Annotated in this window: 17 protein-coding genes; 8 read left to right on the plus strand and 9 right to left on the minus strand. The window is 35.9% G+C overall.

The genetic code is table 11. From position 1 onward, the window contains the following. Window position 1 precedes the first annotated feature (1 nt). The 5 genes from EO766_RS00335 to EO766_RS00355 all read right to left on the minus strand — a co-directional run bounded on the left by EO766_RS00335 (window position 2) and on the right by EO766_RS00355 (window position 6005). Complete coding sequence (locus EO766_RS00335; RefSeq protein WP_074418395.1) at window positions 2-1282, minus strand: TolC family protein; 1281 nt, start codon at window positions 1280-1282, stop codon at window positions 2-4. A 99-nt stretch (window positions 1283-1381) separates the two neighbouring features. Further along, window positions 1382-1786, minus strand: coding sequence for a hypothetical protein (locus tag EO766_RS00340; RefSeq protein WP_074418396.1), 405 nt, complete (start codon window positions 1784-1786; stop codon window positions 1382-1384). A gap of 163 nt (window positions 1787-1949) precedes the next feature. After that, window positions 1950-5048 carry a protein translocase subunit SecDF gene (gene secDF / locus EO766_RS00345; protein ID WP_074419849.1) on the minus strand — a complete coding sequence of 1033 codons (3099 nt, stop codon included), beginning with the start codon at window positions 5046-5048 and terminating at the stop codon, window positions 1950-1952. Between the two features lie 98 nt (window positions 5049-5146). Next, window positions 5147-5698, minus strand: coding sequence for an FKBP-type peptidyl-prolyl cis-trans isomerase (locus tag EO766_RS00350; RefSeq protein ID WP_287100599.1), 552 nt, complete (start codon window positions 5696-5698; stop codon window positions 5147-5149). Beyond that, a complete protein-coding gene (locus EO766_RS00355; protein WP_287100600.1) occupies window positions 5640-6005 on the minus strand; it encodes a hypothetical protein in 366 nt (121 codons plus the stop codon). The genes EO766_RS00350 and EO766_RS00355 overlap by 59 nt, the downstream gene beginning before the upstream one ends. A gap of 378 nt (window positions 6006-6383) precedes the next feature. Between EO766_RS00355 and EO766_RS00360 the strand changes: the two genes are divergently transcribed. Continuing rightward, on the plus strand, window positions 6384-6887 hold the full coding sequence (locus EO766_RS00360; protein ID WP_074419846.1) for a lysoplasmalogenase family protein: 504 nt from the start codon (window positions 6384-6386) through the stop codon (window positions 6885-6887). Between the two features lie 208 nt (window positions 6888-7095). Here EO766_RS00360 and groL read toward each other — a convergent pair whose 3' ends face one another. Continuing rightward, on the minus strand, window positions 7096-8730 hold the full coding sequence (gene groL / locus EO766_RS00365; protein WP_218330415.1) for a chaperonin GroEL: 1635 nt from the start codon (window positions 8728-8730) through the stop codon (window positions 7096-7098). A 109-nt stretch (window positions 8731-8839) separates the two neighbouring features. Further along, window positions 8840-9121, minus strand: a complete 282-nt coding sequence (locus EO766_RS00370) for a co-chaperone GroES (RefSeq protein ID WP_068244777.1) — start codon at window positions 9119-9121, stop codon at window positions 8840-8842. 290 nt (window positions 9122-9411) lie between these two features. Here EO766_RS00370 and EO766_RS00375 point away from each other — a divergent pair, with 290 nt between their 5' ends. The 6 genes from EO766_RS00375 to coaE all read left to right on the plus strand — a co-directional run bounded on the left by EO766_RS00375 (window position 9412) and on the right by coaE (window position 13069). Continuing rightward, window positions 9412-9831 carry a hypothetical protein gene (locus EO766_RS00375; RefSeq protein WP_218330416.1) on the plus strand — a complete coding sequence of 140 codons (420 nt, stop codon included), beginning with the start codon at window positions 9412-9414 and terminating at the stop codon, window positions 9829-9831. 29 nt (window positions 9832-9860) lie between these two features. Beyond that, a complete protein-coding gene (locus EO766_RS00380) occupies window positions 9861-10424 on the plus strand; it encodes a globin family protein (protein ID WP_218330417.1) in 564 nt (187 codons plus the stop codon). Between the two features lie 187 nt (window positions 10425-10611). Further along, a complete protein-coding gene (nusB, locus tag EO766_RS00385; protein WP_287100601.1) occupies window positions 10612-11541 on the plus strand; it encodes a transcription antitermination factor NusB in 930 nt (309 codons plus the stop codon). Window positions 11542-11554: 13 nt separating this feature from the next. Beyond that, window positions 11555-12004, plus strand: coding sequence for a DUF1573 domain-containing protein (locus EO766_RS00390; RefSeq protein ID WP_218330419.1), 450 nt, complete (start codon window positions 11555-11557; stop codon window positions 12002-12004). 43 nt (window positions 12005-12047) lie between these two features. Further along, window positions 12048-12386, plus strand: a complete 339-nt coding sequence (yajC, locus tag EO766_RS00395; protein WP_068244790.1) for a preprotein translocase subunit YajC — start codon at window positions 12048-12050, stop codon at window positions 12384-12386. A gap of 26 nt (window positions 12387-12412) precedes the next feature. Then, window positions 12413-13069, plus strand: coding sequence for a dephospho-CoA kinase (gene coaE, locus EO766_RS00400; RefSeq protein ID WP_287100602.1), 657 nt, complete (start codon window positions 12413-12415; stop codon window positions 13067-13069). 30 nt (window positions 13070-13099) lie between these two features. Here coaE and EO766_RS00405 read toward each other — a convergent pair whose 3' ends face one another. Together EO766_RS00405 and EO766_RS00410 are read right to left on the minus strand one after the other, a co-directional pair. Continuing rightward, complete coding sequence (locus EO766_RS00405; RefSeq protein ID WP_218330421.1) at window positions 13100-13531, minus strand: hypothetical protein; 432 nt, start codon at window positions 13529-13531, stop codon at window positions 13100-13102. Window positions 13532-13626: 95 nt separating this feature from the next. Continuing rightward, window positions 13627-14631: a class I SAM-dependent methyltransferase gene (locus EO766_RS00410; RefSeq protein WP_287100603.1), complete on the minus strand. Its 1005-nt coding sequence runs from the start codon at window positions 14629-14631 to the stop codon at window positions 13627-13629. Between the two features lie 167 nt (window positions 14632-14798). Between EO766_RS00410 and rimO the strand changes: the two genes are divergently transcribed. Beyond that, complete coding sequence (gene rimO, locus EO766_RS00415; protein WP_287100604.1) at window positions 14799-16109, plus strand: 30S ribosomal protein S12 methylthiotransferase RimO; 1311 nt, start codon at window positions 14799-14801, stop codon at window positions 16107-16109. Window positions 16110-16166 lie beyond the last annotated feature (57 nt).

The following is a 16166-nucleotide window of genomic DNA, read 5'->3' on the forward strand; positions in this document are numbered from 1 at the left end:
TTTAATAAAGTGATGTTCCGGTATAATAATTTAAATCTTCAAATGCGCTGATGCGGTTGAATTTAATAGAATTTATTTGTAATGTATTTTGTTTATAGGCATCATAAAAATCTAAAAAATCGAGCAGGCTGATGTTTCGTTTTTTGTAATTCGATAAAACTTCATCCTTCAACCGGTCAAAATCTTTTCCAAAAGCAGGATCTATTTTTTGGTACAATGCCGTATTGTCGTATGCCTTTTGCAAAGCCCGATATATTTGCGCTTCAATACTTGCTTCAGCACTTTTCTGGGTAGTGGCACTGTAATCAATCATCGATTTGGCCGATTTAATATTACCCTGGTTTCTGTTAAAAATTGGGATATCTATACCAAAACCTATATTGTTAAAGTTATGAATATAGTTGCCTTGCTGGTCGTATCCTAATTGAAGGGTAAGATCGGGCACTGCTAAGGCTTTTTGAAGTTCGTAATTTTGTTTATTCATGTCTGTGTAAGCTTTTGCAATTTTTAAATCGGTTCTGGCCTGATAAGCTGAATCGATTAATATTGCAATAGGATATTTGGCAGGGCTGATTTTTGCCAGTTTGGTTTCATTAACTTCTGGTTGTATAAAACTGTCTTTTAACTGCAATACCAGCCGCAATTCACTTTCTGTATCATTAATTTGATTGATTAAATCGTTGTATTCGCTTTCTAAGCTGTACAATTGCGCTTTAATTCTAACTACTTCTTTTTCGGCAATATATCCCTTTGATTGCTGTTCTTCAAAGGCTTTTACCACTTGCTGCAGCGATTGAATTTCCTGTTGGTATACTTTAGAGGATTGCGTTAAATAATAAATATTATAAAAATCGGTTCTTAGTGTATACCGCAAGGTGCGCATTAAATCATAAAACTGATATTCAGCCAATTTGGCATTGGTTTCGGCCAGTTTAATTTGCTTATTTCTTTTGCCGGCCAAAATAATCATTTGTGAAAGTGTAGCCTGAATTTCGCCTTCCGAACCAAAGGGCAGCACTTTTTTTGAAACCGGCTGCAGCATCATTTGCGAAATATTGATATTTGGATTGGGATACAGTTTGGCCTGTATAATTAATGCCTTTTGTGCATTTACATTATAGCGTTGGGCTAAAAGCAGCAAATTATTTTGCAAGAAGATACTTTCAGCACTATCTATACTTAAATGAACAGTATCACTAGTGGGAGGTTGCCATTGTGCCATTGCAATACGGGAACAAAGCAATATTACTCCAAACAAAAAAATCGTTTTTAGTTTTTGCATATACAACCTGTAATATTCTATGAATAAATTATATCCGTTAAAATACTAAGCATTTGCCAATATTTTAACCAAATACACACCATAATTGTAAAAATAATTTTATGCTATGAATGGCTTTGGAGGAGGCGGTGTGATTTCGCGGATGATCAGTAAAGTAAAAAATTCATTTCTGCTTCTACGGTAAGTATTATCCTTCACATATTGAAGCGGAATTAATTTAACAGGTAGTTGCTGGCAAATTTTTACATCAAAATGTTTGATGTTTTGTGATTCTCTTGCATTATGTTTACAATATTCCGGGAAGGCATCTTTATTGCCTAAAATAATTTCATCGAAATATTCTACCATTGAATTTAAATAATTGAAGTCGCTGATGGTATTTCTGTGTTTATGCGGATGAAAGTCGATAGAGTCCATACTGAAATTTAGAACCTGTAGGGCTACTACCAATAAGAGGAATTTTGCTACAATATTTTTTATTCTATTTTTAAATAATACATCCACGATTGCAAATTTAATTATAATACAGGCTATTCGATTATATGAGCATACTTTAATAATCTTTTAACGTAGAACATTTAGGCTGCTTTACTTCTACAACTGATTATATAAAAAACCTGTTGCATGGGTACAACAGGTTTTTAAATTGAATATATTGATGTTGCAATTATTTCTTTTCAGAAGAATCGCCCAGTGGTTTATCTTTTGCCATATCAACCAATATAGGTGCGGCAACAAATATGGAAGAGTAAGTACCGGTAATTACACCAATTAACATTGCGAAAGAAAATCCGCGGGTAACCTCACCACCAAATATGAATAATATTAACAAGGTGAGAAATACGGTTAATGATGTCATAATGGTACGACTCAATGTATCATTAATTGATTTATTGATAATGGCTCCTTTTGTGGCCCCTTTCATTAAGTGACTGTTTTCCCTGATTCTGTCGAACACAATTACGGTATCGTTCATAGAGAAACCAATTACGGTTAAGATGGCCGCAATAAAATGCTGATCAATTTCTAATGGGAATGGTACAATTTTTCTAAAGAAAGAGAAAACAGCTAAAGTAACGCATACATCATGCATTAAAGAGAAAATAGTACCCAGCGAATATCTCCAGTCTCTAAAACGGATGAAAATATACAAACATATAATAATCACTGCAATGATGGTTGCTTTTTTGGCACCTGCTTTCAAATCATCTGAGATAGAAGGCTGAACAGTTTGAGAACTTTGCTTGTATTTTTTATCAAAATCGTAGAAAGTAGTACCGGCCGGTAAATAATTCTTCAATCCTTCAAATATAGTATGTTCTATAATTGAATCAGTATTGGGTTTTGATTCTTTAATCAGATAAGCTGTTGTAATATTTAACTGATTATTGGTTCCAACTGTTTTAATAATCGGCAATTCACCACCCAAAACAGGACGCAATTCATCGGCTAATTTTTGCTGGTTTACCGGTTTATCGAACTTAACGGTATAGCTACGACCCCCTTCAAATTCAACGCCTTCATCAAAACCATTGAAATAAGAGGCAATTCCCAAGGTAAATACAATGGCAGAAATGATATAAGTAATTTTTCTATACTCAATAAATTTGAATGCAGAATGTTTAAATATTTTTCTGGAGATGGCAGTGAAATAGTTAAAGTGGCGCTTCCTGGTCATGTATATATCGGTAATCATTCTGGAAACCAGAATACCACAGAACAGTGATAATAAAATACCGATAATTTGTGTGGTAGCAAATCCTAACACAGGACCCAATCCAAAATAAGCCAAAATAATAGCGGTTAACAAAGTAGTTACGTGGGCATCTAATACAGGTGCCAATGAACGTTTATAACCGTCGTTAATTGCATTTTGATAGCTTTTACCCTTGGTAAGTTCTTCTTTAATTCTTTCAAATATAATAACGTTCGTATCTACCGCCATACCCACCGTTAATACCAAACCTGCTATACCGGCTGCGGTAAGTGTAAATCCTAATGCACTCAATATACCTATGGTAAATAGTAAGTTTAGGATTAATGCAATATTGGCTACCCAACCACCATTGTTATAATAAATAAGCATTAAAGAGAATATAACCAGGAAGGCGATAAAGAATGCCAAAGCACCACCTTTAATGGCTGCACTTCCCAAAGTAGGCCCAACAATTTGCTCCTGTACAATTTTTGCCGGAGCAGTTAATTTACCACTGGTTAATATTTCTGCAAGATCCTGTGCTTCTTTAACAGTGTAGTTGCCGGAAATTTGTGAATTACCGGTTGTAATAGCATCATTTACATTGGGTGCAGAGTAAACAAAATTATCTAATACAATAGCGATAGGTTTGTCAATATTTCTGGCAGTCATTTTTGCCCAGATATTGGTACCCACATTATCCATTGACATGCTGATTACCACACGGCCTCTTTCATCATTATCCTGACGTGCGTTGGTAACATGCTCACCTTCTAATTCAGCCTGTCCGTTGTCTAAAGTTTTGATAGCATATAGATTCAGGAAATTTTTTGCCTTAGGATCATCACTGGTATTATCGGGTTTACCATACATGAATACGAGGTTAGATGGAAATTTGCTTTTCACAATATCCATATTGATGTACCTGTTAAACGTGCCTGTATCTTTTACCTGAATCATGGCAATAACACCCGGATATACTACTTTGCCGGTAGCATTACGATAGGGTTGAGGGCCGGGTAACAACAACCTTCTTAACGGATTTTCATTGTTTTTGAATGTGGTAGAATCGGTTGTAGTGGTATTGCTATTTGAAGCAGATGATAATTGCGATAATGTAGCGGTTTGTGTTGTATCTGTTTTTTCTGATGTTTTTGCTACAGGTGCAGTTTCCGATTTTGCTTTTGCAGTATCAGTAGCTTTGATGCCATTTAAATAATCCTGTAAAGCTTTGTCTGCACTTAATAAACCATTCACTAACTCCGGATTTTCGGCGGTATACACTTCAAAGAATTGTAAGTTGGCAGTAGATTGCAGGTAATTTCTAACCCTTTCCGGATCGGTAATGCCGGCCAATTCTACATTGATAATCCCTTTTGCAGGATCGGGGTTGATATTGGGAGAAGAAACCCCAAATTTATCAATACGTGTTCTTAAAACCCGTAATGTGTTATTAAAAGCAGCAGTAGCCTGTTCTCTTAAATAATTGGTAACATCATCATTAGATGTGTTGTATTTTAATTTGCCATTACTTCTGGCTACAAAGAATGGAGCCAACTGTGCATTGGGATTAATTTTTTTGTATTCATCAATAAACAGGGTAATTAAATCTGCTCCACTATTTGCTTTTTTATTGACTGCAGCTGCTAAAGCCTGATTAAATTGTGGGTCTTTGGTATAATCGGCCAACGATTTGATTAAAGCATCTAACTGTACTTCTAAAGTAACACTCATACCTCCCTGCAAATCAAGCCCCAATAATAGTTCTTTATCTTTTGCGCTGCGGTAGGTTGTTAAACCGAATGGCCCAATTTTAAAATCTTGGGTACTGTCCAATAACCTTTTGTATTCAGCTTCTTTTAACTGTTTTAAAGTATCGGCATACAAATCCCGCAAGTTAGTATTATCAGGATATTTTACTGATGGGGCAGGGTAGGCCTGTACATATTTTTCGGCCTTGGCTTCCATGGCACTTTCGTGGCTCTTTACAATCCATGTAAAAGAGAGCTGGTAAATACAAATTAAAATAAGAGCAATCGTAAAAAATCGCACTAAACCTTTCAGTTGCATACTAGTAAGGGTTTATAAAATTTTAGAGTGGGCAAAGATAGGGGAATGAAAATGATATTTAATTAGAAATTAACAACAGTAAAATTGTTTTAAAAAAATTATTGTACATCCACCAGATTCACATCAAAAAATAGCGGCGCATTGGGGGGTATCGGGCCACTGCCAATACATCCGTAAGCCAAAGCAGAAGGAATAACCATTTTAATTTCGCCTCCTTTCTTAATCAGCGGAATGGCAATTTGCCAGCCCTGGATCAGTGAATACAAATTCCATCCTGTTTGACTGGCATTGGGCTGCATATCGAAGGTGGTACCATTTAATAATTTTCCGGTATATGTTATATATATTTTTGAATTGAGTGAAGGGGTTGCGCCTGTTCCCAATGTGATAATTTGATATAAAATGCCACTGGTATCAGTTTGGTAGGTAACGCCATTGGCCACACAAAAGGCTACCATGGCATTTTTTTCTGAAGCTACCGTTGCTGACTGGCAAGGAGCACCTCCACCGGAATTGGATTTTGAACAGGCAGAAAAAAAGATTACTGAAATAAAAGCCGCTGTTAACAGTTGCTTCACCATCATTGTTTTTTTATGAATGAGTAGAATTGTTTGGGTTGTTAGAACCAGTTGTTGTATTGTTTTTTTCAAGTTTTCGTTTTTTGGATAGTAATTCTAAATAATGCTGCTGGTTCATTTCCCATCGGTAATTCCTGTACAAAAAAGCCATAACTATTGAAATGATGAGAATGATCAACAATAAAAAAAATGGATTTAGTTTGGTATGCGCTTCCATATCTGCACGTTCATACCATCCGGCAGCTATCAGCAAAATGATGCCTGCACCCAGACTGATTCCTGATGAAAATCCTTTCAATAATGTGCGGACGCTGGTTTTTTGCTTCTCCCCGTTAGTAGACCAATAAGCAATAAATTTTTCTTCCTCCTCGGTTAACATGTCGCAAATGTAATATTTAAGCTTTCAAAATTGCTGCTATGGTATAAAAAATCGATTTTTTGGGTTAAAATGTCAAAATCAGGTATTACATATTGCATCTACCTGACATTACTTTACTTTTAGCATACATTTTTTTAAAACAGAAATTATATTACTGAATCGGCTTATTTTCGTAGCATACACTTAAAATTAACTGCATGCGCTTACTTAAAAAGCATGGCATATTGGTATTCTGGTTTTTTTTATTGGCCGATTGTTACCTCATTCATACAGAAAAAGAGCAATTGCGGATATTTACTAAACCCTTGTTAATACCCATTTTGCTTTTTTTTATTTTTTAAACGCAAAACATAATTTGTTTAAACATACTAAAACATTGTGTTTTTAGCGTTCGTATTTGCCTGGATAGGCGATATTTTGTTAATGGGGAAAGGAATCCTTTTCTTTATTTTCGGAATGGTGGCATTTATTGTTGCACTCATTTTTTTCATCATTACTTTTTTAAGAATGCACCAGCCTGAACTAAAACATAGCCAGGAAGCATTTATTGGTGTGGCTATTTTGTTTTGTTGGAACTATTTAGTCTTTCGCTTTATTGGTGCCAATTTAGGAGGCATGAAATGGCCTAGACTAATATATATGTTGATAATTAGTACAATGGCTGTTAGTATGGTTAATTTATTAAGTAGTAGAAGTAAGAAAAATTTAGTCATTAATTTTTTTATACCCGGCGCTGCATTGTTCATGATTTTTGATTCGGTACTGGCATTAAAAATGATTTTATATTCTGATGTATCTTTTCTTGGTGTAGTAGTAATGGTAAGTTATGGTTATGCGCTGAGTTTATTGGCAGATGGGTTTACCCGTTATTTTAGGGGATAAAAAAATACCTCATAAAATGAGGTAAGGATTGTTAAAGTCATCATCTTTCTTGAGTAAAAAATAATCCAAAACTTTTTTCCACAATTGTATCCATTTCATAGTTCAACTGTTTTGTCATGAAACGATAAAGGGATTGATTGGAAAAAAATCCCGAAAAAAATAATGACTATTCGTTTCGGGATTTTTATATGTTGTATGGTTAGAAGGATTAGTAACCCATTCCGCCCATATCGGGTGCAGGATGTGCTGCAGGTGCCTCAGGTTTTGGTTTGTCGGCAATTACACATTCGGTAGTTAAGAACATACCTGCAATAGATGCGGCATTTTCTAAAGCTACGCGGCTAACTTTTGTAGGATCAATAACGCCGGCTTTAAACAGGTTTTCGTATTGTTCTGTTCTGGCATTGAAACCAAAATCACCTTTGCCTTCTTTAATTTTTTGCACTACAATTGAACCGTCAACACCGGTATTGGTAGTTAAGATGCGGATGGGTTCTTCCAAAGCACGGCGAATAATGGCCATACCGGTTTGTTCATCAGCAATTTGGCCTTTAATTTTGTTTTCCAATACCTCAATGGCGCGGATGTAAGCAACACCACCGCCGGGAACAATACCTTCTTCAACGGCTGCTCTTGTAGCATGTAAAGCATCATCCACACGGTCTTTCTTTTCTTTCATTTCCACCTCGGTAGCTGCGCCGACATACAATACTGCAACACCCCCGGCTAATTTAGCCAAACGTTCCTGCAGTTTTTCTCTGTCGTAATCAGAGGTAGTATTTTCAATTTGTGCTTTAATTTGATTCACTCTTGCGGTTATATCTTGCTTTTTACCTTTTCCGCCAACAATAGTAGTATTGTCTTTGTCGATGGTAACAGAAGCAGCCTGTCCTAAGTAACTTAAATCAGCATTTTCTAATTTAAATCCTTGTTCTTCGCTTACTACAGTACCTGCAGTTAAAATAGCAATATCGTTCAACATTTCTTTTCTTCTGTCGCCAAATCCGGGAGCTTTTACAGCAGCCACTTTAATGGTACCACGCAATTTGTTCACCACCAATGTAGCCAATGCTTCCCCTTCTAAATCCTCTGCAATTATTAATAACGGACGGCCACTTTGCGCAACTTTTTCAAGTATGTGCAAAATATCTTTCATGGCAGAAATTTTCTTATCATATATTAATATGTAAGGATTTTGCAATTCTGCTTCCATTTTTTCGCTGTTGGTAACAAAATAAGGAGAGATGTAGCCACGATCGAATTGCATACCTTCTACAACATCAACTGTAGTATCGGTTCCTTTGGCTTCTTCAACGGTAATAACACCTTCTTTACCTACTTTTAAGAATGCTTCTGCAATTAATTTACCGATGGTTTCATCGTTATTGGCAGAAATGGTAGCCACCTGTTGTATTTTTTTAGAATCGTTTCCAACAGTTTGGCTTTGTGCTTTCAGGTTTTCAACCACTAAGCTAACAGCTTTATCAATACCACGTTTTAAATCCATTGGATTGGCACCGGATGCAACCATTTTTAAACCTTCACTAATAATCGCTTGTGCCAAAACGGTAGCGGTAGTAGTACCATCACCGGCCTGATCGGCGGTTTTGGAAGCTACTTCTTTTACCATTTGTGCACCCATATTTTCAATAGGGTCTTCTAATTCAATTTCTTTTGCAACAGTAACACCATCTTTAGTTACCTGAGGTGCACCGAATTTTTTCTCAATTACAACATTTCTGCCTTTAGGGCCTAATGTTACTTTTACGGCGTTGGCTAATACATCAACACCTTTTTTCATTTTATTTCTTGCTTCAATGTCGAAGAAAATTTGTTTTGCCATCTTTTATTTTTTAAAAGTTTGGAAATATTTTGTTTGAATATTTTTTCGGAAAAGGCTAAGATTCGCAATTAATGCATCATTCGGTAAGCATGTTTGAATGGCTGATGGATTAAACTATCGCCAAAATATCGCTTTCCCGCATAATTAATAAATCTTCTCCTTCAATTTGAATTTCAGTTCCGGCATATTTACCATATAAAACGGTATCGCCTACTTTTACGGTTAAAGGTTCATCTTTTTTACCGGCCCCGGCAGCAACAATAGTTCCTTTTTGGGGTTTTTCTTTTGCAGTATCAGGAATGATAATTCCACCTGCTGTTTTTTCTTCTGCCGCAGCAGGCTTAACAATTACCCTGTCATGTAGTGGAGTAACGTTTACTTTTTTAGCCATACGTTATAGATTTTTAGTTGTTAAAAGAAAACTGATTTTAATGAAACGTTACTTGCTATTTTTATGCCACCGCGACATAACAAGTCAAATTTGCAGACTTTGCCTATTTTCTTTTCAGTAAATTTCCCAGCTTGGCAGCAATCTTTGGTTAAGTAACCTTCATGAAATAAACTAAGTGTCAAAATTTCACGCCCTAACCCATTTATTATCGACTGCCCGGATAAAAGAAAAAAAACTTTTTTTCAATCCAAATGAAATCACAATTCGTAAGTGTCATTAAACTGTCATTTATGAAAACAACAAAAATACTTCGTATAGGGGCCATTACCCTTTCTGTTTTAGTGGTTGTTTTATTTGTTCACATTTATTGGGTGACCCGGCCCCAAAAAATAGATGTAAACAGCATTGCAATGGCGCGGATAGATTTTAAAACGCCATTAACCGATCAACAAGGTGCCGCCATTACCGAGTGGTTGTATGCCCAAAAAGGGGTTTCACATGTTTTATGTAATACTAAAACCAGGATTGCAGTGTTTACCTTTTATCCTGCTCAAATAAATGCCACTCAATTAACGGCGCAATTATCAAAATCAATGGCACTACCGGCCAGCCGTTATTTACCTTCTTCGGAAGAAATGGCTTCCGGTTGTCCGGTATTGCCTAATTCAACTGAGAAAAAGCTGGTGCAAATGGTTCAATCTGTTTTTTAATCATTCTTAAACAATAAAAATTCAACACAATGAAAAAAGTACAAACCGTATTTCTGGTAACCGCATTTTTTGCAGCCATCGCTTTATTGGGCAGTTCGTGTAAAAAAAGTGACACCACACCGCCTATGATGACAAAAACTTTATATGATTCATTAGGTGGAACAACAATGGTACCTGATCCGGCAGTTCAGGGTGCCATGATTGAAAAAGGGCGTTTGGGTATTCGTTCGGTAGTTGATAGCGCCATTTTTGTAATTGCTGCCGATACAAACATTAATGTCTACTTTAAAGTGTTGTTACAGGAAGTTTCATCCGGAAATTTGAGTGGATTTAAGGCTTTGAGCAAGAATTTAACTGATTTTTTCTGTGTAGGCACCGGTGCTAAAAACTTTACTTATGGTGGGAAAGATATGGTATCTGCCCATAATCCTGCCACCAATCCACGTATGAATGGCAAAGCAATGAACGATGATTTTGATTCATTTATTAAGGATGTGGTTGTGGCAGCCAAGAAAAATGGATTACCCGATTATTTGATTGCAAGATTAGGTACCATTATTAATTCACTGCGTTCGCAAGTGGTGCAGGCATAAAACATAGTTGGTACTATAGTTATGTAAATTTTGCGTGGTAAGTTCGCTATTTCCGGGGAAGGATAATAGCGGACTTTTTTTATACCTATATTGTAATATTGTAAAAGTGTACATCTGTTACTCAATCACATTTGGAAACTACGTATAAACCATTACTTTTGCTGCCACTAAAACAGTTCTTTCAGCAATGATTAGCAGACGAAATATACGCGTTAAAGTAATGCAGTTACTCTACATTATTGAGAGTGCAAAAGATCCTGAGTGCTTTAAAAATCCGGTACAACAACTTGAAAATAATTTTAAAAAAACCGGAGAACTCTTTGTTTACCTGCTTTATTTTTTAACCGAAGTTGCAAAGTATGCAGAGCAGGATGCTCGTTTAAAAGCCAGTAAAAATATTACCAGTTTTGAAGATTTGAATGTCAATACTAAAATTGCAGGAAATCAAATCCTGTGGAATATTTTAGAATTACCAGCCATTCAGGAGGCCATCAAATCCAATCAACCAGATAAAATGATTGACAGGGAACTGATAAAGAAAATTTATCAGAATATGATCGTCTCTTCAGAGTATAAAACCTATATTCTGGAACAAGGTCGCGATTTAAAGAAGGAAAAAGCCATTTTACTCTATATTTTTAATCAGTTCATTTTACCGAATGAAGATTTTGAAGCACATGTAGAGGATTATTTCCCCAATTGGCAGAATGATGGCGATATGATGATGCAATTCATTACAGAAATCATTCAAAAACCGGCGGCAAGCAATTTTCCGCAATTATTATCAGAAGATAAATGGAAATTTGCCAAAGATTTGCTGATGACAGCCATAGAAAAAAAAGATTTTACATTGAGCATCATTAAACCCAAATTAAATAATTGGGATGCAGAAAGAATTGCATTATTAGATATGATTATTATGCGTTTGGGTGTATGTGAATTTCTTTATTTTGAAACCATTCCAACCAAAGTAACCATTAATGAGTACATTGATATTGCAAAAGAATATAGTACGCCGCAAAGCGGCCATTTTGTAAATGGCATTTTAGATTCTATTCACAAAGAGCTGGTGTTTGTAGGTAAAATTGAAAAAGTAGAATTTAAATCCGGGCAATAATACATTTGCAGCTATGAAATTATTCCCATTAGTTACTATAACCTTATTGTTCTTTGCTATATTCGCCTGCAGTACGCATCATAAAGAAGCGAATACCGATATGAAAGCAGCATTAGATACTGCTCATTATACAACGGTAAAATGGTTAGATAGTACGGTTCAGTTTGGCGGTATACCTAAAGGTGAACATATTACGGTGCGTTTTCGGTGTAAAAATACCGGTAATGAACCATTAATATTGGTGAATGTAAGGTCTGAATGCGGTTGTACAGTAACCAGTTATACAGAACATCCCATAATGCCGGGTTCTGAAGGGTTAATTGAAGCAGCGTTTAACAGTGAACATGTGCCGGTGGGAAATGTGCGTAAAACGGTTATTGCCAATACCAATACCAAAAATGGAACGGAACATTATTTGTTTTTTGAAGGGCAGGTTATTGCAGATAGTGTTGCCAACCATTAACCATTACTTTGTATCTATTTAATCAATTATAAAACAGAATCACATGTTCAATGTTATTTTAATGGCCGGTAATCCACAGCAGGGTGGTGGATCTATTCAATTGTTTTTAATGATTGCCATCATTGCTGTATTTTACTTTTTCATGATTCGTCCGCAGGCAAAAAAAGCCAAAGAGCAAAAAAAGTTTATCGATAATCTGCAAAAAGGGGATAAAATTGTTACACTTGCCGGCATACATGCCACTGTTAACAAGGTAAATGAAGATGGTACCCTGCAAATTGAAGTAAACCCGGGCAGCTATTTAAAAATTGAAAAATCTGCCATTAGTATGGAATGGACAGCAGCACTGAATAAAGCAACTGCAGTTGCCGAAAAAAAATAATTAATTTAAGTAAGTAAAACCCGGCTGTGCAAACATGGCCGGGTTTTTTATGCAATTATATCAAAAGAGAAATACTAATTTTAACCATGCTTAAAATAGGGTTAACAGGAGGAATTGGTAGTGGTAAGACAACCGTTGCAAATATTTTTAAAGTATTTGATATACCCGTGTTGGATGCAGATACTGTTGCAAAGGAATTAATGGAGAAAGATATTACAGTTGTTACTGCCATTCGTAAAGTTTTTGGCAATGAAGTGTATCTGCATGGAAAATTAAACAGAGCTTATTTGGCTGGAATTGTTTTTAAGGATGAAAATAAGTTACATACCCTAAATGCTATTGTACATCCGGCAACCATTGCTTTTTCCCAACAATGGATGGCACAACAGCAATCTGCCTACGTAATTAAAGAAGCTGCTTTGTTTTTTGAATCGGGGTCAGATAAGGAAATGGACTATATGGTTGGGGTTACAGCCCCTTTGGAATTAAGAATTGCAAGGGTAATGAAAAGAGATAACACCACAAGATCTGCCGTACTGGCACGGATGAATCAACAAATGGATGAAAATAAAAAATTAAAACGCTGCCAATTTGTACTGCAAAACGATGAAACACAACTACTATTGCCACAGATAATAAAATTACACAGCCATTTTTTAGCATTAGCAAAAACAACTGTGTAATTCAGAAGTATAATGTTCCAATTGGATTGTTTAAAATATGTATTTGAATGCCCGGGAAATAAAAGGAATGACCAATGTTGCAAATCCGCCTGTTATTCCTGCATAACCCATAAACTGCATACGAAATGCATCATTATAAATTGGAATTGCAAACTTGTTGCCAATATGGCTGGCAGCTATAAAAAGAAAAATGGTTAATACTCCAAAACCAATCATATAAATAGCGGCACCGGCCATTTTAAAATTTACAAACAAGAAATGGTATATTAAACTGGCAATAATCATAAACAACATGGAAGAGAATATGATTGACGAAACATTTACAATTTCTGAATAAGTAAAATTGGTTAATGAACGCAATAAAAAATCGTAAAACAGATTGAAAATTGTTAACAGATAACCTGCCAAAACGCCTACTGATAAATGTTTTGAGAGTGTGGTTTGTTGATATGTGTACTCCATACATTAATTTTTAAAATTGATTGACATGCTGTTTATTTTGTAAAATTAAAGAATGTGCCGCTGCTTTTAAAATTAAAATGTGCTAAGCTATACATTTACTTTACAATAAGGTAACACCACCTTTTTAATTTCCCTTCAAAATCAAATGGTGTTGTGGCTCTTGTAATGTCTTTAATAGCAGCTGCTTTAATATTGTCCTTATCTATCACAAATCGGGTAAAATTGGTGCTGAAATATATTTTACCGCCTGTGGGTAATGCAGTCAGCACATCATTCAATAACTCCACATGATCACGTTGTATATCTAAAATATCCTTCATTCTTTTGCTGTTACTAAAAGTGGGCGGATCCATGATTACCAAATCAAAACTATTGGGTGGTAAAGTTTTTAAGTATTGTTTTACATCAGCATGTATAAAATGAAATGCGTCTGCATTTTTCAATCGGTTAATCGAAAAGTTATCCTGAGCCCATTGTAAATATGTTTTCGATAAATCAATCGTTGTAACACTTGCAGCTTTTCCTGCTGCCGCATACACTGAAAAAGAACCGGTATATGCAAATAAATTCAAAACACGTTTGTCACCAGCCTCGTTGCGAACCATTTGGCGGGTAATGCGGTGGTCTAAAAACAAGCCGGTATCTAAGTAGTCGGTTAGGTTTACTAAAAATTTTAACCCATTTTCTGTAACAGTAAAATATTGTTTGGTATCGCCTGTTTTTTCATATTGATTGTTTCGGTTGGCCTTTCTTTTGCGTTCTTTAATGTAAATATTTTCGTTGGCTATCCCAAGATATTTGCTTATCAAAGCAACACAAGCCTCTAACCATTCCGTATGCTGCTCCTCTGTCATCTGGTGCCTGCGCTGGTATTCGGCTAAATACACTTTATCCTCATACAAGTCAATACAAAAAGGGAATTCAGGTAAATCATGATCATAAACTCGCCAGCAGGTAATATTTTGTTTTTTTGCAATTTTATATTTGTGTTTAAAAACCTTCATCAAGCGGTTTTCAAACATTGCAGCTTTTTGAGGTGAAAGAATGGGGCTGAATGGCTGATCGTTCGGGGTATCCATATCGGCCAAAATTAAGTGCATTGCCAAATATTTGTCCGAAATTTTTCTATGGCAGCGTTGTTGAATAATGATGGGAACGTTGCAGTGTGCGACGCAACCGGTGTTTAATAGCATTACAAAATGCTGGCTACCAAATTATCTGATTCTTCATGAAGTGCTTTGGAATAAAAACTACCTTTGCGCCCAATATGAAGTCAAAAACACTGAAACAAAATAAAATCAACATTATTACGCTGGGGTGTAGTAAAAATCTGGTAGATAGTGAGGTGCTGAGTGGGCAGTTATCAGCCAATGCTATTCCCGTAGTGCATGAAAATACTAAAACCGACCATAATATTGTGGTGGTAAATACCTGCGGTTTTATTGATAAAGCCAAAGAAGAAAGTATTGATACCATTTTAAATCAGGTAGAATTAAAGCGCAGGGGAAAATTAGACAAAGTATATGTAACCGGTTGCCTGAGTGAACGTTACAGAAACGATTTGGAAAAAGAAATACCCGAAGTAGACGCCTGGTTTGGAACCATGGAACTGCCATTAATTTTAAAACAATTAGGTGCCGATTACAAATCTGAATTATTGGGCGAACGCTTATTAAGTACGCCAAAACATTATGCCTATCTTAAAATTAGTGAGGGCTGTAACAGAACTTGTGCTTTTTGTGCCATACCCCTTATGCGGGGCAGCCATGTTAGCAAACCCATTGAAGCCATTGTTGCAGAAGCAGAAACCTTGGTTAAAAAAGGTGTTAAAGAAATTATGCTGATTGCGCAGGAGTTAACTTATTATGGCTTAGATATATACAAAAAACGTTCATTGCATGTTTTACTGAAGCAACTGGCCGATGTGAAAGGGTTGGAATGGATTCGGCTGCATTATGCATATCCCAATAAATTTCCGTTGGAAGTGTTGGCTGTAATGCGTGAAAAGAAAAATATTTGCAATTATTTAGATATGCCCTTGCAGCATGCCAGCAATAACATGCTAAAGGCCATGCGCCGAAACAGCACTAAAGAAGAAATGAGTGCATTGATTAAAACCATACGGCAGGAAGTACCGGGTATTTGTTTGCGAACAACGTTAATTGCCGGATTTCCGGGAGAAACGGAAGGAGATGTAACAGAACTGAAATCTTTTCTTGAAGAGCACCGCTTTGACAGAGTTGGAATTTTTACATACAGCCATGAAGAAAATACCGGCGCTTATACTTTAGAAGACAATATACCTGCTGAAGTAAAACAACGAAGAGCACAGGAAATAATGGAAGTGCAGCAGGAAATTAGTCTGGAAAAAAATCAGGAAAAAGTAGGGTGGATATTTAAAGTATTGATTGATAAAAAAGAAGCAGGCCGCTATATAGGCAGAACAGAGTTTGATAGTGTTGAAGTGGATAATGAAGTAATTATAGCAACTGATCAAAAACTTTCTGTTGGAGAATTTGTTAACGTACGTATTACAAAAGCGTATGATTATGATATAGAAGGGGAACTGGTGTTGTAAAATGAATTTGAATGATTGAGCAGTTTGCCCTCATCAATTTTTTTAAATAGTAACAAG

The organism is Hydrotalea sp. AMD, assembly GCF_004100315.1.
Lineage (GTDB): Bacteria > Bacteroidota > Bacteroidia > Chitinophagales > Chitinophagaceae > Hydrotalea > Hydrotalea flava.

Excerpts from the sequence above, each read along its gene's own strand:
- EO766_RS00335 (WP_074418395.1), bottom strand. The coding sequence starts at position 1,282 with ATGCAAAAACTAAAAACGATTTTTTTGTTTGGAGTAATATTGCTTTGT.
- secDF (WP_074419849.1), bottom strand. The coding sequence starts at position 5,048 with ATGCAACTGAAAGGTTTAGTGCGATTTTTTACGATTGCTCTTATTTTA.
- EO766_RS00355 (WP_287100600.1), bottom strand. The coding sequence starts at position 6,005 with ATGTTAACCGAGGAGGAAGAAAAATTTATTGCTTATTGGTCTACTAAC.
- groL (WP_218330415.1), bottom strand. The coding sequence starts at position 8,730 with ATGGCAAAACAAATTTTCTTCGACATTGAAGCAAGAAATAAAATGAAA.
- EO766_RS00370 (WP_068244777.1), bottom strand. The coding sequence starts at position 9,121 with ATGGCTAAAAAAGTAAACGTTACTCCACTACATGACAGGGTAATTGTT.
- EO766_RS00375 (WP_218330416.1), top strand. The coding sequence starts at position 9,412 with ATGAAAACAACAAAAATACTTCGTATAGGGGCCATTACCCTTTCTGTT.
- EO766_RS00380 (WP_218330417.1), top strand. The coding sequence starts at position 9,861 with ATGAAAAAAGTACAAACCGTATTTCTGGTAACCGCATTTTTTGCAGCC.
- nusB (WP_287100601.1), top strand. The coding sequence starts at position 10,612 with ATGATTAGCAGACGAAATATACGCGTTAAAGTAATGCAGTTACTCTAC.
- EO766_RS00390 (WP_218330419.1), top strand. The coding sequence starts at position 11,555 with ATGAAATTATTCCCATTAGTTACTATAACCTTATTGTTCTTTGCTATA.
- yajC (WP_068244790.1), top strand. The coding sequence starts at position 12,048 with ATGTTCAATGTTATTTTAATGGCCGGTAATCCACAGCAGGGTGGTGGA.
- EO766_RS00405 (WP_218330421.1), bottom strand. The coding sequence starts at position 13,531 with ATGGAGTACACATATCAACAAACCACACTCTCAAAACATTTATCAGTA.
- EO766_RS00410 (WP_287100603.1), bottom strand. The coding sequence starts at position 14,631 with ATGCACTTAATTTTGGCCGATATGGATACCCCGAACGATCAGCCATTC.
- rimO (WP_287100604.1), top strand. The coding sequence starts at position 14,799 with ATGAAGTCAAAAACACTGAAACAAAATAAAATCAACATTATTACGCTG.